Source organism: Kitasatospora sp. NPDC090091 (assembly GCF_044747365.1).
Classification (GTDB): domain Bacteria; phylum Actinomycetota; class Actinomycetes; order Streptomycetales; family Streptomycetaceae; genus Kitasatospora.
Genome location: NZ_JBIVDY010000005.1, coordinates 324,197 through 347,655 on the forward strand (window position 1 = coordinate 324,197; position 23,459 = coordinate 347,655).

Below are 23,459 nucleotides of genomic sequence, written 5' to 3' on the forward strand. Positions count from 1 at the left end.
TCAGGCTCGCCAAGCGCGAACGCGGTTACCGAAAAGTAGAATCGGTCACCTTGCCAGCCCCGAACAACCCGTGAAGTGAGGAGCGCCGTGACGGCCATCCAGGAGGCGCAGGAGCGCCCGCGCGGTGCCCGCCTGCCGCGAAGCGCCCGCCGTGAACAACTGCTCGGTGCCGCCCAGGAGGTGTTCGTCGCGCAGGGTTACCACGCGGCCGCCATGGACGACATCGCCGACCGCGCCGGGGTCAGCAAGCCGGTGCTGTACCAGCACTTCCCCGGGAAGCTGGAGCTCTACCTGGCGCTGCTCGACAAGCACTGCGACGCCCTGGTCGAGTCCACCCGCGAGGCGCTCTCGACGACCACCGACAACAAGCTGCGGGTCGCGGCGACCATGGAGGCGTACTTCAACTACGTCTCCAGCGAGTCCGGCGCCTTCCGCCTGGTCTTCGAGTCCGACCTGACCAACGAGCCGGCCGTGCGCGAGCGCGTCGAGCGGGCCTCGGAGGCCAGCGCGACGCTGGTCAGCCAGGTCATCCAGGAGGACACCGACCTCCCCGAGGCCGAGTCCAAGCTGCTCGCCGCCGGCGTCTGCGGCCTGGCCCAGATCACCGCGCGCTACTGGCTCTCGCAGGGCCTGGAGATCCCGCGCGACGAGGCGGTCCGGCTGGTCGCGAGCCTGGCCTGGCGCGGTCTGAAGGGCTTCCCGATGCACCCCGCCGCCGAGGCGGCCGAGGCCCCGTCCGCGGAGCACTGAGCCGCGGGGTGATCGGCCGACCTTCGCCTCGGCCTTGATCCCGTGCTCTATGGTGAAGCCGTACGGCGCGGTCGCCGCGATCGCCTGTCCCAGGTGGTCCGGTACCGCGCGTGGATGGCTGCAACCCCGGAGGGACGGAAGCCGTGGAGGTCAAGATCGGCGTGCAGAACGCGCCGCGCGAGATCGTGATCGAGAGCTCGCAGACTGCCGATGAGGTCCAGAGCGCGGTCGCCAAGGCGCTGGAGGGCACCGAGAAGCTCTTCACGCTGACCGACGAGCACGGCCGCCGCGTCATCGTCCCGGCCGAGCGCCTGGCGTACGTGGAGATCGGCGAGCAGGCCGCCCGCAAGGTCGGTTTCGGCACGCTCTGAAGTGTCCGGCGGTGCCCCGTCCCCCACCGGGGGGCGGGGCACCGCCGCGTGTACGGCCGGGGGCGCCGGGGTACGGCCTGGGGTGCGGACGCCCCGCGCCGCACGCCCGCGCCCCTGGGGAGGCACCCTTGCTGGTCGAGACGCTCGCCTTCGCCCTCATCGGCCTGATCGTCGGCGCGGCCGCGCTGGTGTCGCTGCCCGCCTACTTCCCGGGCGGCCGGGCGCTGACGGCCGGGACGGCCCTGGTGGCCGCGCTGCTCGGCGGGGTGATCATGCACTTCACCCTGGACGGCGCGTTCCCGGGGGTCAGCATCGCGGTCTCGGCGATCGTCTCGGGCCTGCTCACCTCGGTCCTGGCCCGGCCGGACCTCGCGGCCGGGCGGCTGCCCGTGCACCGGCACCAGCTGCACCGGTCCGACGGCGGGCGTCACCCGCACCGGGCCGGCGGCGCGCACCGGCGCCACCGGCACGCCTGACCGGCACCCGTGTCGGGCCGGCCGGGCCCGCGGGGCCCGGCGCCGGCCGCAGGCGTCAGGAGGCGAGGCCCAGGGCGGCCATCCGCTTGGTGTGCGCCTCGGTGATCCGGTTGAACATCTTGCCGACCTCGACCAGGTCGAAGCCCTGCACCTGGACGCCGCCGACCAGCAGGTTGGAGAGCGCGTCCCGTTCGGCGACCACCCGCTGGGCCTGGCTGAGCGCCTCGCCCATCAGCCGGCGGCCCCAGAGCGCGAGCCGGCCGCCGGCCCGCGGGTCGGCCTCGATCGCCTGCCGGACCTTGTCGACGGCGAACTGGGCGTGACCGGTGTCCGACATCACGCCGAGGACCAGCTCGCGGGTGTCGTCGTCCAGGCGGACGGCCACCTCGCGGTAGAAGTCGGTGGCGATCGCGTCGCCGACGTACGCCTTGACCAGGCCCTCCAGCCAGTCCGAGGGCGCGGTCATCCGGTGGAACAGCTCCAGCGGCTCGACGAACGGCCGCATCGCCTCCTGCGGGTCCGCGCCCACCTCGGCGAGGCGGTCGTGCAGCCGCTGGTAGTGCTGGAACTCGGCGGAGGCCATCCGGGCCAGCGCCGCCTTGTCGGCGAGGTCCGGCGCGAGCTTGGCGTCCTCGGCGAGCCGCTCGAACGCGCTCAGCTCCCCGTACGCGAGGGCGCCGAGCAGGTCCAGCACGGCCGCGCGGTACCCCGGGTCGGCCGAGCAGCTCGCCCAGTCGCCGATCGAGCCGGCCGCGATGTCCTGCGTCTCACCATGGGTCTCCATGACCCGCCACCTTAGTCCGGCCGGGGCCCGCGCACACGCACGCCGCCGCCCGGCCCGGGGCGGCGGCGCCCTGGCTCCCCGCCCGGTCCCGGGCGCCCGGGGCGGCGCCCGCGGACCCCGCCCCGGCGCACCGCCGACGGGCCCCGTCACCTGGGATGTCACCGGCGTCACGTGTTCGAGTCGTCGCGTGACTGTATGGTGGTAGGGAGACCCGTAGTGCTTGCACGGTGTCACCGCCGTCTCGGTGGCCCCGGCGAGTCCGCTCCGAAGCGGAGCCGTCCGACGGACGTGCCCGCACCGGAAGCCGGGTACTCACGTACGCGGATGCCCGGTCGGAGAGCCGATCGGCTCCGACCATGGCTTGGACTTCAAGCCTTGGCACCGCATCAGTGGCCGAGCGAGGGCCGCCGAGACCGCGCCAGCCCGGCGCAGGTCCCGCGCAGGTCCCTCACGGGAATCCTCCCCGACGCCGCCGAGACCGCGCCCCTCACCGGGCCGCGCGGACCGGCCGGCCGCAGGGACCGGCGCGGTTGTGCGTCCGCGCAGCTGTATTCAGGGCCTTCCGGGCCCCTACACAGCCGCGCGGCTGCCCGCCCGCCGCTCGCTCTCGGCCCCTCCACACGGAAGAGGCAGCACCCTGTCCACCACCGCTGAACCGACCAAGACCACCTTCCGGGACCTGGGGATCCTCCCGGAGACCGCCGAGGCCCTTGAGGCCGTCGGGATCGTCCACCCCTTCCCCATCCAGGAGATGACCCTCCCGGTCGCGCTGACCGGCCACGACGTCATCGGCCAGGCCAAGACCGGCACCGGCAAGACGCTCGGCTTCGGCCTCCCGCTGATCGAGCGCGTCATCGTCCGCGCCGACGTCGACGCCGGCCGGGCCGAGGAGGAGCAGCTCTCCGAGTTCCCGCAGGCGCTGATCGTCGTCCCGACCCGCGAGCTCTGCACCCAGGTCACCAACGACCTGCAGACCGCCGGCAAGGTCCGCAACGTGCGCGTGCTCGCGGTCTACGGCGGCCGGGCGTACGAGCCGCAGGTCGAGGCGCTGAACAAGGGCGTCGACATCGTCGTCGGCACCCCGGGCCGCCTGCTCGACCTGGCCGGCCAGAAGAAGCTGAACCTGTCGAAGGTCCGCTCGCTCGTCCTGGACGAGGCCGACGAGATGCTCGACCTGGGCTTCCTGCCGGACGTCGAGAAGATCCTCACCATGCTGCCGGCCAAGCGGCAGACCCTGCTGTTCTCGGCCACCATGCCGGGCCAGGTCATCAGCCTCGCCCGCCGGTACATGAGCCAGCCGACCCACATCCGGGCCACCGCCCCGGACGACACCGGCACCACCGTCGCCAACATCGAGCAGCACATCTTCCGTGCGCACTCGCTGGACAAGGTGGAGATGGTCTCGCGCATCCTCCAGGCCGACGGCCGCGGGCTGTGCATGATCTTCTGCCGGACCAAGCGCACCGCCGCCGACGTCTCCGACCAGCTGACCCAGCGCGGCTTCGCGGCCGGCGCCGTCCACGGCGACCTCGGCCAGGGCGCGCGCGAGCAGGCGCTGCGGGCGTTCCGCAACGGCAAGGTCGACGTGCTGGTCTGCACCGACGTCGCGGCCCGCGGCATCGACGTCGAGGGCGTCACGCACGTCATCAACTACCAGTGCCCCGAGGACGAGAAGACCTACCTGCACCGGATCGGCCGCACCGGCCGGGCCGGCGCGTCCGGCACCGCCGTCACACTGGTGGACTGGGACGACATCCCGCGCTGGCAGCTGATCAACAAGGCGCTGGACCTGCCGTTCAACGAGCCGGAGGAGACCTACTCCACCTCGGCGCACCTGTACGAGCTGCTGAAGATCGCCAAGGGCACCACCGGTGTGCTGCCGCGTTCCGAGCGCACCCGGGCCGGCCTGAACGCCGAAGAGGTCGAGGACCTCGGCGAGACCGGCGGGCGCGGTTCGCGTTCGGCCGGCGGCCGCGGCCGGAACGGCTCGCGGGGCGGCTCCGGCCGGTCCGACGCCGCCGCCGCGACCACCGAGGAGAAGCCGGCCCGCCGGACCCGTGAGCGTCGCCGCACCCGCGGTGGCGCCGCGGTCGCGGGCGACGCGGCCACCGCGCCCGTCGCCGAGGCCGTCGAGGCCGCCGCCGTCGAGGCTCCGGCCGTACCGGCCGCCGAGGGCACCGAGGCTCCGCGCCGCCGCCGTCGCCGTCCGCGCAGAACCGCCGCGGGCGAGACCGCCGTCGCCGCGGTGGCCGAGGCTCCGGCCGCGGTCGCCGAGGCTGCCGCGCCGACGGCCGCCCCGGCCGCCGACGCGCCCGCGGAGAAGCCGGCCGCCAAGCGGACCCGCAGCCGGGCCAAGGCGAAGGCCGAGCCGGCCGCCGAGGCCGCTGCCGCCCCGGAGGCCGGCGGCGACGCCCCGGCCGAGGCCCCGGCTCCGCGCCGCCGGACCCGGACCCGCCGTCCGGCCGCCGCCGCGCCCGAGGCGACGCCGGAGGGCTGACCACCGACGCACCGCCCGGAGGGGGCGGTCCGGACCCCGGCCGGGGCCGGGCCGCCCCCTCCGGCGTCGGGGCCGGGGAGTGTGCGGTGCACCGCCCGGCGTCGGCCGGCCCGACCGGCCCGGCCCCGGGGCGCCCGCCCGGCTACCCTCGGGGGTTACCGGCCGGTCACTCCGGCGGCCGGCCGCACCGCAGGAGCCCCAGGAGATCCGCCCATGAGCACCCCGCCGTTCCTCACCCTCCCCCACTGCGCGCGCCCGCTGCGGCTGGCGACCACGCGCGGGGAGTTCGCCGCGCTGCGGGCCGAGCCCGCCGGCGCGGCGCGCGGGTCGGCCCTGCTGGTGCCCGGCTTCACCGGCAGCAAGGAGGACTTCATCGCGCTGCTGGAGCCGCTCGCGGCGGCCGGCTACCGGGTGACCGCGATCGACCAGCGCGGGCAGTACGAGACCGGCGGCTCGGACGACCCGGCCGAGTACGCCGTCGACGCGCTGGGCGCGGACGTCCGGGAGCTCTCCGCCGTGCTGCGGGCCGAGCCCGGGGGCGACACCGGCCCGCTGCACCTGCTGGGCCACTCCTTCGGCGGTCAGGTGGTCCGCGAGGCGGTCCTCGCGGCCGCGGCCGGGGGCCCGCTGCCCTGGCGGTCGCTGACCCTGATGTCCACCGGCCCGGGCGCGATCGACCCGGCGGAGGCGGAGCGGACCAAGCTGCTGCTGTCGGTGCTGCCGACGATGAGCCTGGAGGAGATCTGGCAGGTGCTCCAGCAGATGGAGGAGGGCTCCGGCGACCCGGCGCGCCGCCCGGCCCCCGAGGTGACGGACTTCCTGCACCGCCGCTGGGTGGCCAACGTGCCGCAGGCGCTCGCCACCACCGGCGGGCACCTGGTCGCCGCGCCGGACCGGGTGGACGAGCTCGCGGCGGTGGCGGCCGCGGCCGCGCTGCCCCTCCTGGTGCTCTCCGGGGTCCGGGACTACGCCTGGCCGGTGCCGGAGCAGACGGCGATGGCCGGACGGCTGGGCGCCCGCCGCGTGGTGGTCGAGGACGCCGGCCACTCCCCCAACGCGGAGCAGCCCGCCGGGACCGCCGAGGCCCTGGCCGCCTTCTGGTCCCAGGCGCCGGCGCCGCACGCGGCGTAGGGCCCACCCCGCGCGGCGGTCCGCAGGGCGACCTGCCGGACAACCCGCGGGGCAAACCACGGGACAAAATTCGTTAGTTGCGGTAATATTTGATTCTGTCCGGGAATCATCGTCGCCATCGACGTCGGCGTGAATCCGCCGAAACCCGGGCTTCACGGACGGGCAACGGCCCGGTAGCAACACCACGCGACAGTGGTTCACGAGGGACCAGGCGTGCCCGGCAAGCAGGGGGGAGCCCTTTTGCCGCAGCAGACCGTCGACCCCGTCGACCGTTCGACCCGACAGACCGAGAAAGGGCTGATACCGACTCAGCCACGACCGCCCCGCCCGACGGGGCCGGGAAAGGAGACGCCCATGCGCTTCGAGATCCTCCGCCTGGACGACGCCCACGGCACCGCCACCGACCGCCTGATCGCCGACGCCGAGACCGTCCGCGAAGTGGTCCAGGCCGCCGCCAGCACCGGCGAACGCCTGCTCATCCGTCCGTGCCCGACCGTCTGACCCGGCGCGGCGCCCCCGCCCCGGGGAGCTCACCCGCCGCCGAAGAGCCGGGAGCGTCCGACTCCGACGTTCCGATACCCGACTGACGCCCCGTCGCCGCACCAGCGATGACGGGGCGTCAGTGCGTCCGGCCCCGCCGCCGCCCGGGCGGGCCGACGTTTGCCGCCGCCCGCCGCTGGACATCCCCTACCGGGAGCCGCCCGTTTCGCGCCCACCCTGCGCGGGGTCGGGCACCCGCCACCGACAGGTGCCGCCGAGCCCTCCGTACGGGTGATCGTCCTTGACGCGGCGGTCCGGAGGGAGGAGCGTTGTCGGCTATGAGGGGCGAGCCAAGCTGCCCGAGGTGCGCCGGTCGGGTCCGCGCCCCCGGTCTGTTCTCAGACACCTGGCAGTGCGACCGGCACGGCGCCGTGCACCCGATGCAGCCGGTGCTGCCCCCGAGCGTGGAGGCGCTCGGTGTGGCCGTCGCCCGCTCGCAGGTCCCGGTCTGGCTGCCCTGGCCGCTCCCGGTCGGCTGGCTGTTCACCGGCATCGCGCACGTCGGCGACGACGTCTCGGGCGCCCGGGCCACCGCCGTCGCCTGCTCCGGCCCGGCGCCGCTCGGCGGCTTCGGGGAGCTGGTCCTGGTCGCGGAGGAGCTCGGCGTCGGCCTCGGTGCCCGGTACGCGGGGCTGGCCGGGCCGGACCCGGGCGAGTCCGTCGCCCTCTACAAGCCGGCCGACGCCAAGCTGATGGCGGCCGGGCGGCCCACCCCGATGTTCCACGTCCCGGACGCCCCCGCCGACCGCGCGGTCTTCGTCGGCGAGGCCCGCGGGCTCTGGCTCTGGGCGGTGGCCTGGCCGGAGCAGTCGGCCCTGGTGATGTACGACGAGCTGGTCCTCACCGATCTGCGCGAGGCCGGCGCCGAGCTGGACCTGCTGCCCTGCGGGGCGCTCTCCCCCCGTCTGCTCGGCTGACCGCCGCACTATCCTGGGCGCCAGCCGACCCCCAGGGAGCCCCGCCCGTGCGCATCGACCTGCACGCCCACAGCAACGCGTCCGACGGCACCGACAGCCCGGCCGAGCTGGTCGCGGCGGCGGTCGCCGCGGGCCTGGACGTGGTGGCGCTGACCGACCACGACACGGTGGCCGGCCACGCCGAGGCCGCCGAGGCGGTGCACGCGCTGCCCGCGGGCACCCGGCTGACCCTCGTTCCGGGCGCCGAGCTGTCCTGCGTCGTCGAGGGCGTCAGCATGCACCTGCTGGCCTACCTGTTCGACCCGGCCGAGCCGGCCTTCGCGCAGGAGCGCGAGCTGGTGCGCACCGACCGGTTCCGGCGCGGGCGGGCGATCGTCGAGCGGTGCCGGGCGCTGGGCGCGGACATCAGCTGGGAGCAGGTCCGGCGGATCGCCGGCGCGGGCTCGGTGGGCCGCCCGCACATCGCCAGCGCGCTGGTCGAGGCCGGCGTGGTGGCCACCGTCTCGGACGCGTTCACCCCGGAGTGGCTGGCCAACGGCGGGCGGGCGGACGTCCGCAAGCACGAGACCGACCCGGTCGAGGCGGTCCGGCTGGTCCGGGCGGCCGGCGGGGTGCCGGTCTTCGCCCACCCGGGCGCGGTCAAGCGCGGGCGCACCGTCTCCGACCAGGTGATCGCGGACCTCGCGGCGGCCGGTCTGGCGGCGCTGGAGGTCGACCACACCGACCACGACGAGGCCGCCCGGGAGCACCTGCGCGCGCTGGCCGGCGACCTCGGCCTGCTGACCACCGGGTCCAGCGACTACCACGGCACCCGCAAGACGGTCCGGCTCGGCGAGCACACCACCGATCCCGCCGTCTACGAGGCGCTGGTGGCCCAGGCGACCGGCGCGAAGCCCATCGGCGGCTGAGCGCGGCCCCGGCGCGTGCGCCGGGGTACAGGAGCGTCCACCGTGGCGCGGCTCCGGCTCGGCGCCGCCCCCGGTTCCGGTCCGGGGCCGGGCGCCGCGCGGCCGGGTTGACGCCGCATCGGCTGAGCCGCGGTCAGTCCAGCGGCACCGCACGGCGCTCCGGGTCGCGCAGATCCGTCCCGTGCTTGAGCCAGCGCTCCTCCAGGGCCGCGGCCCCGTGCACCCGCTTCCAGCCGGCCTCGTTGGGGGTCATCGGCAACAGGGGCAGGAAGCGGACCGGATCGGCCGGCTCGTCCAGCTCCAGATCGGGCACCAGGCCGCCCGGTTCGGCGGTCAGCACCGAGGTGAACGGCGCGCCCTCCCAGAGCGGGGAGCCGAGGTCCAGCGAGCCGCCCGGGGCCACCACCAGGCCCTCCACCTGCGGCGTCGCGGCGAAGGTGGCCAGCGCGCGGAGCACGCCGTCGCGCCCCCCACGGACCGTCAGGACCAGTTCGGCGCGCGGGCCGCGCAACTGGTCGGCGACCGGCGAGGTCGGATCGGCCATCGGGGCCGCGGACATCCCGAGCGTCGCGTAGCGGACGAGGCCCTCGGCGTCGGGGCCGAACCGCAGCACCTCGATCCGGTCCGTCCCGAGGAAGGTGACCGCGGCGCGGCCGCCCGGTTCGCCGAAGGTGGTCAGCAGCCGGGCCTCGACGGCGGCCAGGACCGCCTCCCGGGTGAGGCCGGAGGAATCGTGGCCGCCGGAGTGGCCGGACGTGCCCGAGGGATCGCCGAAGAGCGGGAAGTCGTGCGCCATGCCGGTGAGCGTAACCCGGGCCGCCGCCGGGCCGGCACGGCCGCCGCCGGAACACCGCAGCGGCAATGGCCGGTCAGATGTTAGTGTGAGCGACTGGCCACCGGGGATCCTTCCACCGGGGCAGCGGCGCGAAGGAGGTGGTTGCGGTGGATACCAGCCGACCATGCAGTACCGGCAGCTCTACCCGGCCCGGACGCCTTCCCCGTACCCCCCGCCACGCAGGCTGAAACAGCACCCACGAGAGCTGTGATCGCCGCGTTCGCGGATCGCCGAGGCGGCGTCGGACCGGCCGGGAGAGCACCCCACCGGCGTCCGGCCGATCCAGCGCGTGCCCCAGCAAGGCCGAGGACCGACCGCGGACGCCCTCCACACCGGTGTTCCTCCGCCGTCGCACCACGGCCTGCACCACCGCGCCGCCGTGCGGCGGCTCCTGCCCCAGGGAGCCTGCCATGTCGATGATCAACAGCCTGCGTGCCGCCGTCCGCACCAACCGCCGCCGCTCGGCGGCCGGTCTGTTCGACTCGATCCACCCCGGCGCGTCCACCTCCGCCGTGGTGGACTGCGCGGTGTACCAGCACGGCAAGCGCAGCGGCGACAGCTGCACCCCGCGCGAGGCCGTCCGCCGCGTCAAGGCCTCGCAGCAACTGCCGGACGGTGCAGGATCGTTCAGCTGGATCGGGCTGCACGAGCCGACCGAGGCCGAGTTCGAGGGCATCGCCCAGCGGTTCGGCCTGCACCCGCTGGCGGTCGAGGACGCGGTGCACGCGCACCAGCGGCCCAAGGTCGAGCGGTACGACGACGTGCTGTTCGCCGTCTTCAAGACGATCCGCTACGTCGAGCACGACCAGCTGACCCCGACCAGCGAGGTGGTCGAGACCGGTGAGCTGATGGTCTTCGCCGGGCGGGACTTCGTGATCACCGTCCGGCACGGCGGGCACAGCTCGCTGCAGGAGCTGCGGCACCGGCTGGAGGCCGACGCCGACGGCACCGGGCTGCTGGCCAAGGGCCCGTCCGCGGTGCTGCACGCGATCGCCGACCAGGTGGTGGACAACTACCTGCTGGTCGCCGACCGGCTGCAGACCGACGTGGACGAGATCGAGTTCGACGTCTTCTCCAACCGCGGCGGCCGGGGCACCGACGTCGGCCGGGTCTACCAGCTCAAGCGCGAGGTGCTGGAGTTCAAGCGGGCGGTGGCGCCGCTGCTGCGGCCCATGCAGCAGCTCTCCGAGCCGCTGCAGCGGCTGGTCGACCCGGACATCCAGAAGTACTTCCGGGACGTAGCCGACCACCTCGCCCGGGTCACCGAGCAGGTGCACGGCTTCGACGAGCTGCTGAACTCGCTGCTCCAGGCCAACCTGGCGCAGGTCTCGGTGGCGCAGAACGAGGACATGCGCAAGATCACCGCCTGGGCGGCGATCTTCGCCGTGCCCACCATGATCACCGGCGTCTACGGGATGAACTTCGACTACATGCCGGAGCTCCACCACAAGTACGGCTACCCGATGGTCCTCGGCAGCGTCGTCCTGATCTGCATCGGGATGTACCGCGGGTTCCGCCGCAACGGCTGGCTGTAGCCCCCCTGCGCCCCGGCGCCCCCGGCGCCCCTCCCGGCCGCCCCTCCCGGCCGCCCCTACCGGCGGCCGCCGCGGGCCACCAGGACCAGCCCGAGGAGGATCAGCAGCACGGCCGGGTAGGCCGCCACCGGCGGCCACTGGCCGAGCCAGAGCGCCGCGATCAGCGCGGCGCCCGGGGTCTCCAGCAGGATCGCGGTCGAGGTGACGGAGGGGCCGAGGGTGCGCACCACCCGGTTGCTCAGCGAGTGCCCGAGCAGCTGGGCGGTGACCATCAGCAGCGCGATCTGCCACCAGACGCCGGCCGGCCAGCCGCCCATCGGCGTCCCGGCGACCAGACAGACCGCCAGCAGCACCGCCGCCGTGGTCGCGTAGCAGACCAGGGTGTACGCGGTGGTGCTGACCGTCTTGCGGACCTCGGCGCCGATCAGCATGTAGCCGGCCGCCGCGAGGCCGGCGCCGAGCGCCAGCGCGTCGCCCAGCAGGGCGCGCGGCGACAGCGACAGGTCGACCCCGGTGAGCACCAGCACGCCCGTGAACGCCACCGCCGTCCCGGCCCAGACCGCCCGGGGCGCCCGGACGCCGAACAACCGCATCAGCAGGATGGTCCAGAGCGGGGTGGTGGTGACCAGCGCGGTCGCCGAGGCCACCGAGGTCATCCGCAGACTCGGCATCCAGAGCGCGAAGTGGACGGCCAGCAGCGCGCCGGCCGCCGCCGCCAGCAGCAGCTGCCGGCGGCCGATCCCGCGCAGCTCGGCGCGGTGGCGCAGCAGCGCGTACGGGCCGAGCACACCGACCGACATGACGTTGCGCCAGAACGCGATCGCCAGGGCGGGTGCGGCGGTGGCGCTGATCAGCGGCGCGGACAGCGAGATGCCGGAGACCGAGACGGCGAGCAGCAGCAGGTCGATCCTGGGGAGCGGGCGCGCCGGGGCCGCCGGGTCGGCGGGGTGGGGTGCGGTGCTGGCGGATGCTGCGGTCGCGGGCCGGGCGGCGGGCACGGAGCTCCTCCGGTTCGTGGTCTGCGGCCGGGCGGCCGGTGGTCGGCCTCCTAAGGTAAGGCCCGTGCGGCCATCACGGAACTGTCGCCCGACGGGTGAGACACCCCGTGGACGCCGCAGGCCGTACGCTGTGCGCCATGGACCGCACGCCTGCCGCCGCCGCGAACGCCGACGTCTTCCTCGACCGGGCCCTGCTGGAGGAGGCCGCGAAGAAGTCCGGCCTGCTCTGGGTCCGCGCGGACGGCGAGGAGCACAGCCGGGCGCTCTGGCACGCCTGGCACGACGGCGCGGTGGTGGTCGTCGGCGACGGCGGCGAGCAGCCGCTGCACGGGCTGACCGCCGGCTCCGGCGCGATGGTGACCGTCCGCAGCAAGGACAAGGGCGGCCGGCTGACCGGCTGGCCGGCCCGGGTCGGCGTGCTGGAGCCGGGGAGCGAGGCCTGGCAGGGCGCCGTCGAGGAGCTCAAGGGCAAGCGGCTGAACGCGCCCGACACCGACACCATCACCGACCGCTGGGCCCGGGAGTGCCGGGTGCTCCGGCTGGAGCCGGTCGCCGGGCTGACCGAGCGCCCCGGGGAGATGCCGGACGCCTCGCACGCCGCCGTCCCGATGCCCACCCCCGCCACCACCCGGATGCCGATCCCGGCCGGCCTGCCCAAGCTGCTGTTCAAGCGCCGCCGGGGCTGAGCCACCGGCTGTTCGCCCACCCGCCGCCTGCCCGTCCGCCTGCCGCCCGCCCGTCCGCCTGCCGGACCGCGCGGGGCGGCCGCTCGCCGGGCCGAGCCCGGGGAGCCCGGGTAGATTGGCCGCGGGGCGCTGCCTCGCGCCCCCTCAGCGCGTCGAGCGAGTCGAGGGAGTCCATGGCAGGGCCAGGCAGCCGGGTCTTCATCTCGCACCTCTCCGGCATCGCCGTGTTCGACCCGAACGGCGACCAGGTCGGCCGGGTCCGCGACGTCGTCGTCACGCTCCGCCTGGGCGGGCGGCCGCCCCGGGTGCTCGGGCTGGTGGTCGAGGTGATCGGCCGGCGCCGGATCTTCCTGCCGATGACCAGGGTCACCAGCCTGGAGACCGGCCAGGTGCTCACCACCGGCGTCATCAACATGCGCCGCTTCGAGCAGCGCCCCTCCGAGACCCTCGTCCTCGGCGAGCTGCTGGACCGCACCGTCACCTGGAGCAAGACCGGCCAGGAGGTCACCGTCCTGGACGTGGCCATGGTGCAGACCCGGCTGCGCGAGTGGGAGATCGGCAAGGTCTTCGTGCAGGTCGGCCGGGTCGGCCGGCTGCGCAAGGCCCGGGGCGAGACGCTCACCGTGCAGTGGCGGGACGTCACCGGCTTCGCCCTGCCGGAGGAGGGCCAGGGCGCCGCCAACCTGCTCGCCACCTTCGACCAGCTGCGCGCCGCCGACCTCGCCAACGTGATGCACCACCTCTCCGCCAAGCGCCGTGCCGAGGTCGCCGCCGCGCTGGACGACGAGCGGCTGGCCGACGTCCTGGAGGAGCTGCCCGAGGACGACCAGGTCGAGATCATCGGCAAGCTGAAGGACGAGCGGGCCGCCGACGTCCTGGAGGCGATGGACCCGGACGACGCCGCGGACCTGCTCTCCGAGCTGCCCGGCGACGAGGCCGAGCGGCTGCTCCAGCTGATGGAGCCGGACGAGGCCGAACCGGTCCGCCGGCTGCTGAAGTACGAGGAGAACACCGCCGGCGGTCTGATGACGACCGAGCCGATCGTGCTGGAGCCGGACGCCACGGTGGCCGAGGCGCTGGCCCGGGTGCGGGTCTCCGACAACAAGCCGGCGCTGGCTGCGCAGGTCTTCGTCTGCCGCCCGCCGAACGAGACCCCGACCGGCAAGTACCTGGGCACCGTGCACTTCCAGCGGTTGCTGCGGGAGCCGCCGTACACCCTGGTCGGCTCGCTGGTCGACGACGACCTCGACCCGTTGCCGCCGAACACCCCGCTGCCGCTGATCACCAGCTACCTGGCGACCTACAACATGGTCGCCGCCCCCGTCGTGGACGAGGCCGACCACCTGGTCGGCGCGGTCACCGTCGACGACGTGCTCGACCACCTGCTGCCCGACGACTGGCGCGAGGCCGCCCTGCACGGGCTCTCCGAGGAGAGGGAGACCGCCGGTGGACGCTGACCGCAAGGGCCGCCGCGACGACAGCCTCCGCCAGCGCCTGCACGGCGAACTCCGGGAGCTGCGGCAGCTGCGCGAGCTGCGCTCGCGCGAGGGCGTCCGCGAGCGGCGCTCCGAGACGCCCTCCGGCGGGCCCGGCCGGTCCCGCCTCGACCAGCCGCGTACCACCCGGCCCGGCCTGATCACGCTGCCCACCTACGACCCGGAGGCCTTCGGCCAGCTCTCCGAGCGGATCGCGCGCTTCCTCGGCACCGGGCGGTTCATCGTCTGGATGACGGTGGTGGTCATCGTCTGGGTGGGGTGGAACACCCTGCTGCCGGACACCGTCCGCTTCGACGACTACCCGTTCATCTTCCTCACCCTGATGCTCTCGCTGCAGGCCTCGTACGCGGCGCCGCTGATCCTGCTGGCGCAGAACCGCCAGGACAACCGGGACCGCGTCAACATGGAGCAGGACCGCGCCCGCAGCGACCGGAACATCGCCGACACCGAGTACCTGACCCGCGAGGTGGCCGCACTGCGGCAGGGCCTCGGCGAGGTCGCCACCCGCGACTTCATCCGCTCCGAACTCCAGTCACTGCTCAAGGAGATCGAGGACCGCCGGGAGTCCTCCGAGTTGCTGTGACCGGCAGCACGCTACCGACCGGTTAAGCGGTCCGTCCGGCGCCGTACCATCAAGGCATGGCCAACGAGACAGAGGTTGCGGCCGGCGTCACGGAGGAGTCCGTGCGCCAGGCGCTGGCGACCGTCAACGACCCGGAGATCAACCGCCCGATCACCGAGATCGGCATGGTGAAATCGGTCGAGATCGCCGAGGACGGCGCGGTGCGCGTCGCGGTCTACCTGACCGTCTCCGGCTGCCCGATGCGCGACACCATCGTCACCCGGGTCCGCGAGGCGGTCGGCCGGGTGCCGGGCGTGACCGGGGTCGAGGTGGAGCTCGACGTGATGAGCGACGAGCAGCGCAAGGAGCTCTCCCAGCTGCTGCGCGGCGGCGCCCCCGAGCGGGAGATCCCGTTCGCCAAGCCCGGCACGCTGACCCGCGTCTACGCGGTCGCCTCCGGCAAGGGCGGCGTCGGCAAGTCCTCGGTGACGGTGAACCTGGCGGCCGCGATGGCCGCGGACGGCCTGAAGGTGGCCGTGGTGGACGCCGACATCTACGGCCACAGCGTGCCGCGGATGCTGGGCGTCGAGGGCCGGCCCACCCAGGTCCAGGACATGATCATGCCGCCGCAGGCGAACGGCGTGAAGGTCATCTCGATCGGCATGTTCACCCCGGGCAACGCCCCGGTGGTCTGGCGCGGCCCGATGCTGCACCGCGCGCTGCAGCAGTTCCTGGCCGACGTCTGGTGGGGCGACCTGGACGTCCTGCTGCTGGACCTGCCGCCCGGCACCGGTGACATCGCGATCTCGGTGGCCCAGCTGGTCCCGAACGCGGAGATCCTGATCGTCACCACCCCGCAGATGGCCGCCGCCGAGGTGGCCGAGCGGGCCGGCACCATCGCGGTGCAGACCCACCAGAAGATCGTCGGCGTGATCGAGAACATGTCCGGCATGCCCTGCCCGCACTGCGACGAGATGATCGACGTGTTCGGCACCGGCGGCGGCCAGACCGTCGCGGACGCGCTCACCCGGACCGTCGGCGCCACCGTGCCGGTGCTCGGCTCGATCCCGATCGACGTCCGCCTGCGCGAGGGCGGCGACGACGGCCGCCCGGTCGTGCTCGCCGCGCCCGACTCCCCGGCCGGCGCCGCCCTGCGCGCCGTCGCCGGCAAGCTCGGCGGCCGCCAGCGCGGCCTCTCCGGCCTCTCGCTGGGGCTCACCCCGAAGAACAAGTTCTAGGACGGCGGAAGGGGCCGGACGCGTTCGGCGTCCGGCCCCTTCCGGCTGTCCGGGGGCGGCCCGGGCAGGGCCTACGGGCGGGTGTAGGCGGTGAGGTCGGGGACGGTGGCGAAGCCGGTGCCGTAGGCGCTCACGCCGCGGCCGAAGGCGCCGAGCAGGACGCCCGGGGCCTCGCCGGCGAGCACCCAGCCGTACTCGGACTCGCGGTAGCGGAACGGCTGCGGCAGCCCGTTCACCGGGAGGCTGAGGGTGGACCAGCCGGGGCCTTCGAGGTCGTCGGCGAGGTCCCAGGCGAGGGAGCTCTGCTGGTCCAGCCAGTCCTGGCGCAGCGCGCGGTCCAGCTGGCCCGGCCAGGTCGCGGCGAGCAGGCCCGAGCCGGCCAACCAGGCCGCGGAGGAGGCGGAGGTCGCCTCCAGGGTGCCGGTGTTGTCGGCGCTGCGGCGGCTGTCCCGGCGGGCGACCGTGACGACCACGGCGAACTTCCGCGTGTCGCGCGGCTCGTACTGTCTGGCCGGCTCCTCGCCGTGGCCCAGCGTGCCGTAGTCGACGCTGCCGGACGCCCCGGCGCGCGGGCCGCCGGCGCCGGCCTGCATCAGGTAGCGGCGGCCGGTCCAGCCGTCGTCCAGGCCGTACCAGGGGAAGTCCGCGGTCAGGTAGGGCACCAGCGGGTCCGCCGGACCGGCCTGGCCGCCGACCACCCGGCCACCGGCCGTCGCCGTCCCCACCGCATGACTCGTCGCGTCCATCCCCGGGCCTCCTCAACGCACGTATCCTGCCGCGGCGAGCTCCCATGGTGGCGTACCGCGGCGTTCCCGGCGGCGTCTTCGGTCCGGAACGGGCCGGAAGTGACTGACGGCACAGCGGGAACAATCAGCACAATAGCGGCGCACACGCCGCCGCCCCGCTCAGCCGTGCGGCCGAGCGGGGCGGTGGTGTCGCCGCGACCTACGTCGCGTCGGGGTCGAACGGGGGGCGCTCACCCGGGCCGAGCGGGGCCCCGGCGCCGGCCGCAGCCGGGGCGGGGACGGTGGACTTGTCCATGCTGACCGTGCCGGCACGGCCGTGGCCGTTCACCGCCGGGGCCGGCTTGTCGTCCAGCACCGAGCGGATGTCGAGGCTCTCCCGCATGTCCTTGAGGCCCAGCGGGTCCTCGTTGTCGCCCATGAGCTGCTTGCGGACGAAGGTCTTGGGGTGGAGGTCCTCGAACTCGAAGTCCTTGAACTCGGGGCCCAGCTCGCTGCGGATGTCCTCCTTCGCGTTGTCGGCGAAGGACCGGATCTTCCGGATGAAGCCCATGGTGTCCTGGATCAGCTTCGGCAGCTTGTCCGGACCGAAGATCACGATGGCCATGATGACCAGGGTCAGGATCTCCAGTGAGCCTACGTCGCTGAACAACTAAGCTCCCTAAGCTCGTCGGGCAACAGTTCCTACCAGCGTAATGGCCACCGGCGGGTCCGCGGCCCACACTGTGATGAAGCCGTGGTGAAGACCCGCCGATGGCCGCGCCCTGGGAGCCCCGGGTGACCTAGCGGTTCTCGTGGTGCAGTCCGGCGAGGCCGGAGCTGGGGGTGCGGTCCGGCAGCGCGTACGGCGGGGTCGCCTCGCGGTTGGCCGACACCGGGCGGACCGGGAGGTCGACCGGCACCTTCGCGGTCATCGGGACCGGCCCGCCGCCGCTGCGGCCGGTGTCACCGACCGGGCTCACCGACGTGCCGCCGTGCTGGTCCTCGCTCTGCGTGCTGAGGCCACCGACCCCGCCGAGCGTCACCGCGGCCACCGAGAAGGCCCCGGCGGCGGCGAAGACGAACCGGCGGCCGCGCGGCGGTGCCGGCCGCAGCACCGCGGGACCGGCGGAAGCCGCCGCGGCCTGGGGCCGCACGGACTGCTCCGGGCGGACGGACTGCTCGGGGCGGGCGGCGCGCCGCCCCATCAGCGGACGCAGTACGGACCCGCCGCGCCCGAATGCACGCGGATCGACCCCGGGCACCGGCGCGTCGGCGCCGAGCGCACCGCCGCCGAAGGAGGCGCCGGCACCGCGGCCGAAGGAGCCGCCGTTCAGCCGGCTGCCGCCGAGCGTGCCACCGCCGGCCTCCGGCCGGGGGGAGCCCCACGCGGCCGGGAGGCCGCCGCCGGGCAGGTCGTCGTCGTCGCGGCGGGGCCGGTCGGCGGCCCCCGGCCGGTCCTCCTCGTCCAGGGCGCCGACGGCCATCAGCCGGGCCATCAGCGACGAGGACGGGCCGGGCGTGTCGGTGCGGGTCAGCAGGTGCTTGACGGCGCGGCCCTCGTCGGCCTCGGCGAGGCACTGCGGACAGGTGGCCAGGTGCGCCTGGACGCGGTCGCGCGAGTTGTGGCCGAGCTCGCCGTCGACGAAGGCGGAGAGCCGCTCACCCAGGTGGTGCTCGTCGGCGGGCTCGGTGGGGCGTACGGCGACCGCACGCAGTGCGGGCGTGCCCGGCAGCGCGTCGGCGGGCGGTAGGGGCGTCTCGGGACCGTCGTGGTTGCGGCGGCCCAGCTGGGCCCAGCCGCTCCGGCGGGTGGCGGCCCGGCCGCCCGCCTCCGGCCCGCCCGGCCCCGATCGGCCGGTTCCGCTCACGATCGCCTCCGTCCGCGCCCGCCCGGGGAGCCCGGGGCCTCCCCGGCCACGGCGCCGACCGGCACCGGCTCCGGCTCCGGTTCCGCGGAGCCGCCCCGGCGCTCACGGCCGGGGGCCGCGCCGGGCGCGCGGTGCTTGAGCGCGGCGCGCAGGTGCGAACGGCCGCGGTGGATCCGGCTGCGGACGGTGCCGAGCTTGACGCCGAGCGTGGCGGCGATCTCCTCGTAGGAGAGACCCTCGATGTCGCAGAGCACCACGGCGGCCCGGAACTCGGGGGCGAGGGTGTCCAGCGCCTGCTGGACGTCGGCGTCGAAGTGGGTGTCGCTGAAGTGCTGGGCCGGGCTGGGCTCGCGGCTGGCCAGGCGCTCGGCCGCGTCCTCGCCGAGCGCGTCGAAGCGGATGCGCTGGCGTCGGCGGACCATGTCCAGGAAGAGATTGGTGGTGATCCGGTGCAGCCAGCCCTCGAACGTGCCGGGGGTGTAGGTGGACAGCGAGCGGAACACCCGGACGAAGACCTCCTGGGTGAGATCCTCGGCGTCGTGCTGGTTGCCCGTCAGGCGGTAGGCCAGGCGGTAGACGCGGGCGCTGTGAGCCTCGACGATCTCCTCCCAGGTGGGCGGAGTCCAGGTCTGCGCGTCGGGGCCCTCGGCGAAGCTCGCGAGAGCGGCGGGGGCCTCGGCGGTACCGGCGGCCGGCGTCGCGGCGGCCGGCAGGTCCAGGGGGGAGTGCGCAGGCTGGTTCATCACGGGCTTCGGCGTACGGGCCGACGCGGTGCCGCGGGGATGCCGCCGCACGGGGACGTCGCCCTCGGCCACACCTCCTCGGTCGGCTCTTCTGCCCAGCAGGGCCACCACCATATCCACCTCACCCGTCAAGCCCGGATAAAAGTGCCCCGGTTGTCAAGCCCCGGGGTCCGGCCCGGGAGGCGTCGCCTTCACCGGGTCCCTTCTCCAGCAACGGCCCGCCGCCGTACGCGGTTCCCGGGCGGCCAGTAATCTGTGGCAGGAAATATCGACATCCGCATCGACCACGCTCCGCGCCGGGCCGCCACCCGGGGCTCCGAAAGAGGCAGCCATCAGCGAGTTCGGGCCCGCACGCGCGGCCCTCGCCGACACCTACGTCGGGGAGGACGCGGTGCTGACCTACGCCCGGGCGCAGTCCGCGCGGACCGGCATCAGGGCGATCGGGCCGAGCGGCGGCGCCTGTCTGCGGCTGCTCGCGGCGGCGCTGGACGCCAAGGCGGTCGCCGAGATCGGCACCGGCACGGGCGTCTCCGGCGTCTACCTGCTGCGCGGGATGCGGCCGGACGGCGTGCTCACCACCGTGGACTCCGAGCCGGTGCGCCAGCAGCTGGCGCGCGAGGCCTACCAGGCGGCCGGGTTCGCGGCCAACCGGTCCCGGTTCATACCGGGCCGGGCGCTGGAGGTGCTGCCCCGGCTCGCGGACGGCCAGTACGACCTGGTGTTCTGCGACGGCGATCCGGCGGAGTCCCGGGAGTACCTGGCGGAGTCGCTGCGGCTGCTGCGGCCGGGCGGGATGGTCTGCTTCGAAGGGGTCTTCCAGGAGGGCCGGCTGGCCGAGCCCGAGCTGCAGGACCCGCAGACGCACGCGGTGCGCGACCTGGTCCGGGACGTCCGGGAGAGCGAGGCGCTGCTGCCGGCCCTGCTGCCGGTCTCGGACGGGCTGCTCTGCGCGGTCAAGCGCTGACGCCCGGCGCGCGGCGGGGACGGGCGGGCGGCACCGGCGGGCCGCCCGGGAGGCGGCTGTGGGCCGGTTCGGGGCCCGGGAACCACAGAGCCCGGGTCGACGAATCGTCGTACCCGGGCCCGGCAGCACATCTCCAGGAGATGGCGAGCACCCGCTGCGGTCAGCCGCAGGCCTTCTTCAGGGCCTCGCCGAGGGCGTCGGCCTCGTCAGGCGTGAGCTCCACCACGAGGCGTCCGCCGCCTTCGAGCGGAACGCGCATGATGATGCCCCGCCCCTCTTTGGTGACTTCGAGCGGGCCGTCACCCGTCCGCGGCTTCATGGCCGCCATGCTCGTTCCCCTTCCTGCAACCGCTCAGCTACGCACCGGCAGTCCGTCCACCGCCGGTATCGAACGCATTGATCGGAAGCCATTATCCCGCATGCCACCGCCTGATGACCAACATCACTCTCGGTGCAACCAGGGCCGGAACCATCCCAAGCGGGGCATTTCCCGGCATAAGCCCCGGCGCGGCGGCGGTCCGTACGCCACCGGAAGGTGCGATACCTCACACTCCCCACGCGGCCGCACGCTCCGGCATCCTGACACACGACCGACCCGTCGACGATCACAAGGGAGTCCCCTCGCCCATGTCCGATTCCGTGCTGTACGAGCTGGACGGCGGCCTGGCCGTCATCACCATCAACCGTCCGGAGGCGATGAACGCGCTGGACACCGCGACCAAGGTGGCACTGCGGGACACCGTGGCCGCAGCGGCCGAGGACCGGGCGGTGCGGGCGGTGCTGCTGACCGGCGCCGGCGACCGGGCGTTCTGCGTCGGACAGGACCTCAAGGAGCACCTCGGCATGCTCAAGCGGGCCGAGGAGACCGGCGAGGGCGCGCTGAAGACCGTCGCCGAGCACTACAACCCGCTGCTGCGTGCGCTGGCCGGGATGCGCAAGCCGACGGTGGCGGCGGTCGGCGGCGTGGCGGCCGGTGCGGGCGCCTCGCTGGCCTTCGCCTGCGACTTCCGGATCATCGCCGACACGGCGGGCTTCAACACCGCGTTCGCCGGGATCGCGCTGACCGCCGACTCGGGCGCGTCCTGGACGCTGCCCCGGCTGGTCGGGCACGCCAAGGCGACCGAGCTGCTGATGCTGCCGCGCACGGTGAAGTCGACCGAGGCGATGGAGCTGGGCCTGGCCACCAAGGTGGTCCCGGCGGCCGAGCTCGCCGCCACCGCCCGGGTCTTCGCCAAGGAGCTGGCCGAGGGCCCGACGGTGGCGTACGGGGCGATCAAGGAGTCGCTGGCGTACGGCGCCGGGCACACGCTGGACGAGCTGCTCGACAAGGAGGACGAGCTGCAGACCCTGGCCGGTGCGAGCGAGGACCACCGGATCGCGGTCCGCGCCTTCATCGCCAAGGAGAAGCCGAAGTACCTGGGGCGCTAGCGACCCTGCGGGCCGCGGGCGTGGCAGTCGGCGAGGTGGTCGTCGACCAGCCCGCAGGCCTGCATCAGCGCGTAGGCGGTGGTCGGGCCGACGAAGCGGAAGCCCGCCTTCTTCAGCGCCTTGGCCAGCGCCGTCGACTCGGGCGTGACGGCCGGCACCTCGTCCAGGCTGCGGGGGGCCGGCCGGTCCGGGTCACCGGCGAACTGCCAGATCAGGGCGTCCAGGCCGCCGTCGAGGTCGCGCGCGACCCTGGCGTTGGCGATCGACGCCTCGATCTTGGCCCGGTTGCGGATGATGCCGGCGTCGCCGAGCAGCCGCTCGACGTCGTCCGGGCCGAACTCGGCGACCTTCGCGATCTCGAAGCCGGCGAACGCGGACCGGAAGCCCTCACGGCGGCGCAGGATGGTGATCCAGGACAGCCCGGATTGGAAGGCCTCCAGGCAGACCCGCTCGAACAGCGCGTCGTCCCCGTGGACCGGCCGGCCCCACTCGGTGTCGTGGTAGACCCGGTAGTCGTCCGTCGAGTCGCCCCAGGCGCAGCGGCGCAGGCCGTCCGGGCCGACCACGGCCCCGCTCACCGGCCCTCGCCCGGCTTGGCGTCCTCCGGGCCGGCGGCCGGCTCGGCGCCCTTGCCCAGGTTGACGGCGGGCTCGACCACCTTGGCGAACTCCTCCAGGCCGGGCAGCGGCTCGGCGCCGGCGCCCGGGCGGCCGGTGGCCTCGACGGCGCCGCGCACCGCGGCGAGGGCCTCCAGCTCGGCGATCCGGGCGTCCCGGTAGGCCAGTTCCGCGCCCAGCCGGTCCAGGACGTCGTCCACCTCTTCCATCCGGTAGCCGCGCAGGGCCATCGGCAGCCTGATGTCGGCGACGTCGTCGTGGCTCAGCGGACGGTCCTGCGGCAGCCGCACGGCGATCCGGTCCTGCTCCGCCTCCGGCAGCGAACCGCCCCCGCCGAGCGCCACCAGTGCGGCGCCGCCGACCACCACGGCCATCGCCACCACGATCACCCAGAACACGTGCGGTCCTCCCGAACTCCCGGCCGGCCCCCGTCCTGGTGGGATCATGGTTCCCGAGAGGCCGGGGGCCATCATCGCACCCGCAGCAGCTGTGGAGGAGACATCGGTGGCACTGCGCCTGGGACCACGGGAATTCGGTGACGACGAGCTGGTGATCATGGCGATCGTCAACCGCACCCCGGACTCGTTCTTCGACAAGGGCGCCACGTTCGCCGACGAGGCCGCGTTCACCGCCGCCGACCGGGCGATGGCCGAGGGCGCCGCGATCCTGGACATCGGCGGGGTGAAGGCCGGGCCGGGCGACGAGGTCACGGTCGAGGAGGAGCTGCGGCGTACGGTGCCGTTCGTGGCGGAGCTGCGCAAGCGCCACCCCGAGGCCGTGATCAGCGTGGACACCTGGCGGCACGAGGTCGGCGAGGCGGTCTGCGAGGTGGGTGCGGACCTGCTGAACGACGCCTGGGGCGGGGTGGACCCGAAGCTCGCCGAGGTCGCCGCCCGGTACGGCGCCGGCCTGGTCTGCACGCACGCGGGCGGCGCCGAGCCGCGCACCCGCCCGCACCGGGTCGGCTACGAGGACGTGATGGCGGACATCCTGCGGGTGACCGTCGGGCTGGCCGAGCGCGCGGTGGAGCTGGGCGTGCGGCGGGACTCGGTGATCATCGACCCGGGGCACGACTTCGGCAAGAACACCCGGCACTCGCTGGAGGCGACCCGGCGGCTGCCGGAGATGACCGCGACCGGCTTCCCGGTGCTGGTCTCGCTCTCCAACAAGGACTTCGTCGGCGAGACGCTCGACAAGCCGGTCGACGAGCGACTGCTGGGCACGCTGGCGACCACGGCGGTCTCGGCCTGGCTGGGCGCGCAGGTCTACCGGGTGCACCAGGTGGCGGAGACCCGGCAGGTGCTGGACATGGTCGCCTCGATCCGGGGCACCCGCCCCCCGGCGGTGGCCCGCCGGGGGCTGGCTTGAGACCCGGGCCGTGGCCCCGGAT

Annotated in this window: 26 protein-coding genes; 16 read left to right on the forward strand and 10 right to left on the reverse strand. The window is 74.6% G+C overall.

What is annotated here, in order from left to right:
• Window positions 1–87 precede the first annotated feature (87 nt).
• From ACIPSC_RS11280 to ACIPSC_RS11290, 3 genes are all read left to right on the forward strand, one after another.
• Window positions 88–750, forward strand: a complete 663-nt coding sequence (locus ACIPSC_RS11280; protein WP_400824796.1) for a TetR/AcrR family transcriptional regulator — start codon at window positions 88–90, stop codon at window positions 748–750.
• 143 nt (window positions 751–893) lie between these two features.
• Window positions 894–1,121 carry a DUF3107 domain-containing protein gene (locus ACIPSC_RS11285; protein ID WP_238950083.1) on the forward strand — a complete coding sequence of 76 codons (228 nt, stop codon included), beginning with the start codon at window positions 894–896 and terminating at the stop codon, window positions 1,119–1,121.
• 128 nt (window positions 1,122–1,249) lie between these two features.
• On the forward strand, window positions 1,250–1,597 hold the full coding sequence (locus ACIPSC_RS11290; protein ID WP_400824797.1) for a hypothetical protein: 348 nt from the start codon (window positions 1,250–1,252) through the stop codon (window positions 1,595–1,597).
• Window positions 1,598–1,652: 55 nt separating this feature from the next.
• Here ACIPSC_RS11290 and ACIPSC_RS11295 read toward each other — a convergent pair whose 3' ends face one another.
• Entirely contained in the window at window positions 1,653–2,381 is a 729-nt protein-coding gene (locus ACIPSC_RS11295; protein ID WP_238950078.1) for a ferritin-like fold-containing protein, read from the reverse strand.
• A 532-nt stretch (window positions 2,382–2,913) separates the two neighbouring features.
• Here ACIPSC_RS11295 and ACIPSC_RS11300 point away from each other — a divergent pair.
• The 5 genes from ACIPSC_RS11300 (at window position 2,914) to ACIPSC_RS11320 (ending at window position 8,374) form a co-directional block, all read left to right on the forward strand.
• A complete protein-coding gene (locus tag ACIPSC_RS11300) occupies window positions 2,914–4,878 on the forward strand; it encodes a DEAD/DEAH box helicase (protein WP_400824798.1) in 1,965 nt (654 codons plus the stop codon).
• 213 nt (window positions 4,879–5,091) lie between these two features.
• Window positions 5,092–6,009, forward strand: coding sequence for an alpha/beta hydrolase (locus ACIPSC_RS11305; protein ID WP_400824799.1), 918 nt, complete (start codon window positions 5,092–5,094; stop codon window positions 6,007–6,009).
• Between the two features lie 354 nt (window positions 6,010–6,363).
• On the forward strand, window positions 6,364–6,510 hold the full coding sequence (locus ACIPSC_RS11310) for a hypothetical protein (protein WP_400824800.1): 147 nt from the start codon (window positions 6,364–6,366) through the stop codon (window positions 6,508–6,510).
• Between the two features lie 317 nt (window positions 6,511–6,827).
• Window positions 6,828–7,466 (forward strand): DUF6758 family protein, encoded by a 639-nt coding sequence (locus ACIPSC_RS11315; RefSeq protein WP_238950043.1) that lies wholly within the window; start codon window positions 6,828–6,830, stop codon window positions 7,464–7,466.
• A 47-nt stretch (window positions 7,467–7,513) separates the two neighbouring features.
• Window positions 7,514–8,374, forward strand: a complete 861-nt coding sequence (locus ACIPSC_RS11320) for a PHP domain-containing protein (protein ID WP_400824801.1) — start codon at window positions 7,514–7,516, stop codon at window positions 8,372–8,374.
• A 133-nt stretch (window positions 8,375–8,507) separates the two neighbouring features.
• Here ACIPSC_RS11320 and ACIPSC_RS11325 read toward each other — a convergent pair whose 3' ends face one another.
• Window positions 8,508–9,170, reverse strand: a complete 663-nt coding sequence (locus ACIPSC_RS11325; protein ID WP_400824802.1) for a suppressor of fused domain protein — start codon at window positions 9,168–9,170, stop codon at window positions 8,508–8,510.
• Between the two features lie 449 nt (window positions 9,171–9,619).
• On the opposite strand from ACIPSC_RS11325, the gene corA reads away from it, so the two are divergent.
• On the forward strand, window positions 9,620–10,744 hold the full coding sequence (gene corA / locus ACIPSC_RS11330; RefSeq protein ID WP_313765411.1) for a magnesium/cobalt transporter CorA: 1,125 nt from the start codon (window positions 9,620–9,622) through the stop codon (window positions 10,742–10,744).
• Between the two features lie 56 nt (window positions 10,745–10,800).
• On the opposite strand, the gene ACIPSC_RS11335 is transcribed toward corA, so the two are convergent.
• Window positions 10,801–11,742 (reverse strand): DMT family transporter, encoded by a 942-nt coding sequence (locus ACIPSC_RS11335; RefSeq protein ID WP_400824803.1) that lies wholly within the window; start codon window positions 11,740–11,742, stop codon window positions 10,801–10,803.
• 137 nt (window positions 11,743–11,879) lie between these two features.
• Here ACIPSC_RS11335 and ACIPSC_RS11340 point away from each other — a divergent pair, with 137 nt between their 5' ends.
• The 4 genes from ACIPSC_RS11340 (at window position 11,880) to ACIPSC_RS11355 (ending at window position 15,724) form a co-directional block, all read left to right on the forward strand.
• A complete protein-coding gene (locus ACIPSC_RS11340) occupies window positions 11,880–12,428 on the forward strand; it encodes a hypothetical protein (protein WP_400824804.1) in 549 nt (182 codons plus the stop codon).
• Between the two features lie 173 nt (window positions 12,429–12,601).
• The gene (locus ACIPSC_RS11345; protein WP_400824805.1) at window positions 12,602–13,885 is read left to right on the forward strand and encodes a magnesium transporter MgtE N-terminal domain-containing protein; all 1,284 of its coding nucleotides are present in this window, start codon (window positions 12,602–12,604) and stop codon (window positions 13,883–13,885) included.
• Between the two features lie 37 nt (window positions 13,886–13,922).
• The gene (locus ACIPSC_RS11350) at window positions 13,923–14,507 is read left to right on the forward strand and encodes a DUF1003 domain-containing protein (RefSeq protein WP_400824989.1); all 585 of its coding nucleotides are present in this window, start codon (window positions 13,923–13,925) and stop codon (window positions 14,505–14,507) included.
• Window positions 14,508–14,563: 56 nt separating this feature from the next.
• Window positions 14,564–15,724, forward strand: a complete 1,161-nt coding sequence (locus ACIPSC_RS11355) for an Mrp/NBP35 family ATP-binding protein (RefSeq protein WP_313765407.1) — start codon at window positions 14,564–14,566, stop codon at window positions 15,722–15,724.
• A gap of 71 nt (window positions 15,725–15,795) precedes the next feature.
• Here the strand turns inward: ACIPSC_RS11355 and ACIPSC_RS11360 are convergent, their stop codons facing one another.
• The 4 genes from ACIPSC_RS11360 to sigE form a co-directional block, all read right to left on the reverse strand.
• A complete protein-coding gene (locus ACIPSC_RS11360; protein ID WP_400824806.1) occupies window positions 15,796–16,470 on the reverse strand; it encodes a hypothetical protein in 675 nt (224 codons plus the stop codon).
• A gap of 199 nt (window positions 16,471–16,669) precedes the next feature.
• Window positions 16,670–17,119, reverse strand: coding sequence for a sec-independent translocase (locus ACIPSC_RS11365; protein WP_400824807.1), 450 nt, complete (start codon window positions 17,117–17,119; stop codon window positions 16,670–16,672).
• A gap of 130 nt (window positions 17,120–17,249) precedes the next feature.
• Window positions 17,250–18,317, reverse strand: coding sequence for an anti-sigma factor family protein (locus ACIPSC_RS11370; protein WP_400824808.1), 1,068 nt, complete (start codon window positions 18,315–18,317; stop codon window positions 17,250–17,252).
• Complete coding sequence (gene sigE / locus ACIPSC_RS11375) at window positions 18,314–19,060, reverse strand: RNA polymerase sigma factor SigE (protein WP_400824991.1); 747 nt, start codon at window positions 19,058–19,060, stop codon at window positions 18,314–18,316. Before sigE ends, ACIPSC_RS11370 begins: the two co-directional genes overlap by 4 nt.
• A gap of 331 nt (window positions 19,061–19,391) precedes the next feature.
• Here sigE and ACIPSC_RS11380 point away from each other — a divergent pair, with 331 nt between their 5' ends.
• Window positions 19,392–20,024 carry an O-methyltransferase gene (locus tag ACIPSC_RS11380; protein WP_238950323.1) on the forward strand — a complete coding sequence of 211 codons (633 nt, stop codon included), beginning with the start codon at window positions 19,392–19,394 and terminating at the stop codon, window positions 20,022–20,024.
• Window positions 20,025–20,184: 160 nt separating this feature from the next.
• Here the strand turns inward: ACIPSC_RS11380 and ACIPSC_RS11385 are convergent, their stop codons facing one another.
• Window positions 20,185–20,352: a DUF3117 domain-containing protein gene (locus ACIPSC_RS11385; protein ID WP_014137929.1), complete on the reverse strand. Its 168-nt coding sequence runs from the start codon at window positions 20,350–20,352 to the stop codon at window positions 20,185–20,187.
• A gap of 299 nt (window positions 20,353–20,651) precedes the next feature.
• On the opposite strand from ACIPSC_RS11385, the gene ACIPSC_RS11390 reads away from it, so the two are divergent.
• A complete protein-coding gene (locus ACIPSC_RS11390) occupies window positions 20,652–21,452 on the forward strand; it encodes an enoyl-CoA hydratase-related protein (RefSeq protein WP_400824809.1) in 801 nt (266 codons plus the stop codon).
• On the opposite strand, the gene ACIPSC_RS11395 is transcribed toward ACIPSC_RS11390, so the two are convergent.
• Both ACIPSC_RS11395 and ACIPSC_RS11400 read right to left on the reverse strand, forming a co-directional pair.
• On the reverse strand, window positions 21,449–22,030 hold the full coding sequence (locus tag ACIPSC_RS11395; RefSeq protein ID WP_400824811.1) for a DNA-3-methyladenine glycosylase I: 582 nt from the start codon (window positions 22,028–22,030) through the stop codon (window positions 21,449–21,451). The two genes, ACIPSC_RS11390 and ACIPSC_RS11395, sit on opposite strands and share 4 nt — an antisense overlap.
• A complete protein-coding gene (locus ACIPSC_RS11400; protein ID WP_400824812.1) occupies window positions 22,027–22,467 on the reverse strand; it encodes a DivIVA domain-containing protein in 441 nt (146 codons plus the stop codon). The genes ACIPSC_RS11395 and ACIPSC_RS11400 overlap by 4 nt, the downstream gene beginning before the upstream one ends.
• Before the next feature lie 157 nt (window positions 22,468–22,624).
• On the opposite strand from ACIPSC_RS11400, the gene folP reads away from it, so the two are divergent.
• Window positions 22,625–23,437, forward strand: coding sequence for a dihydropteroate synthase (gene folP, locus ACIPSC_RS11405; RefSeq protein ID WP_400824994.1), 813 nt, complete (start codon window positions 22,625–22,627; stop codon window positions 23,435–23,437).
• The last annotated feature ends 22 nt before the right edge of the window (window positions 23,438–23,459 follow it).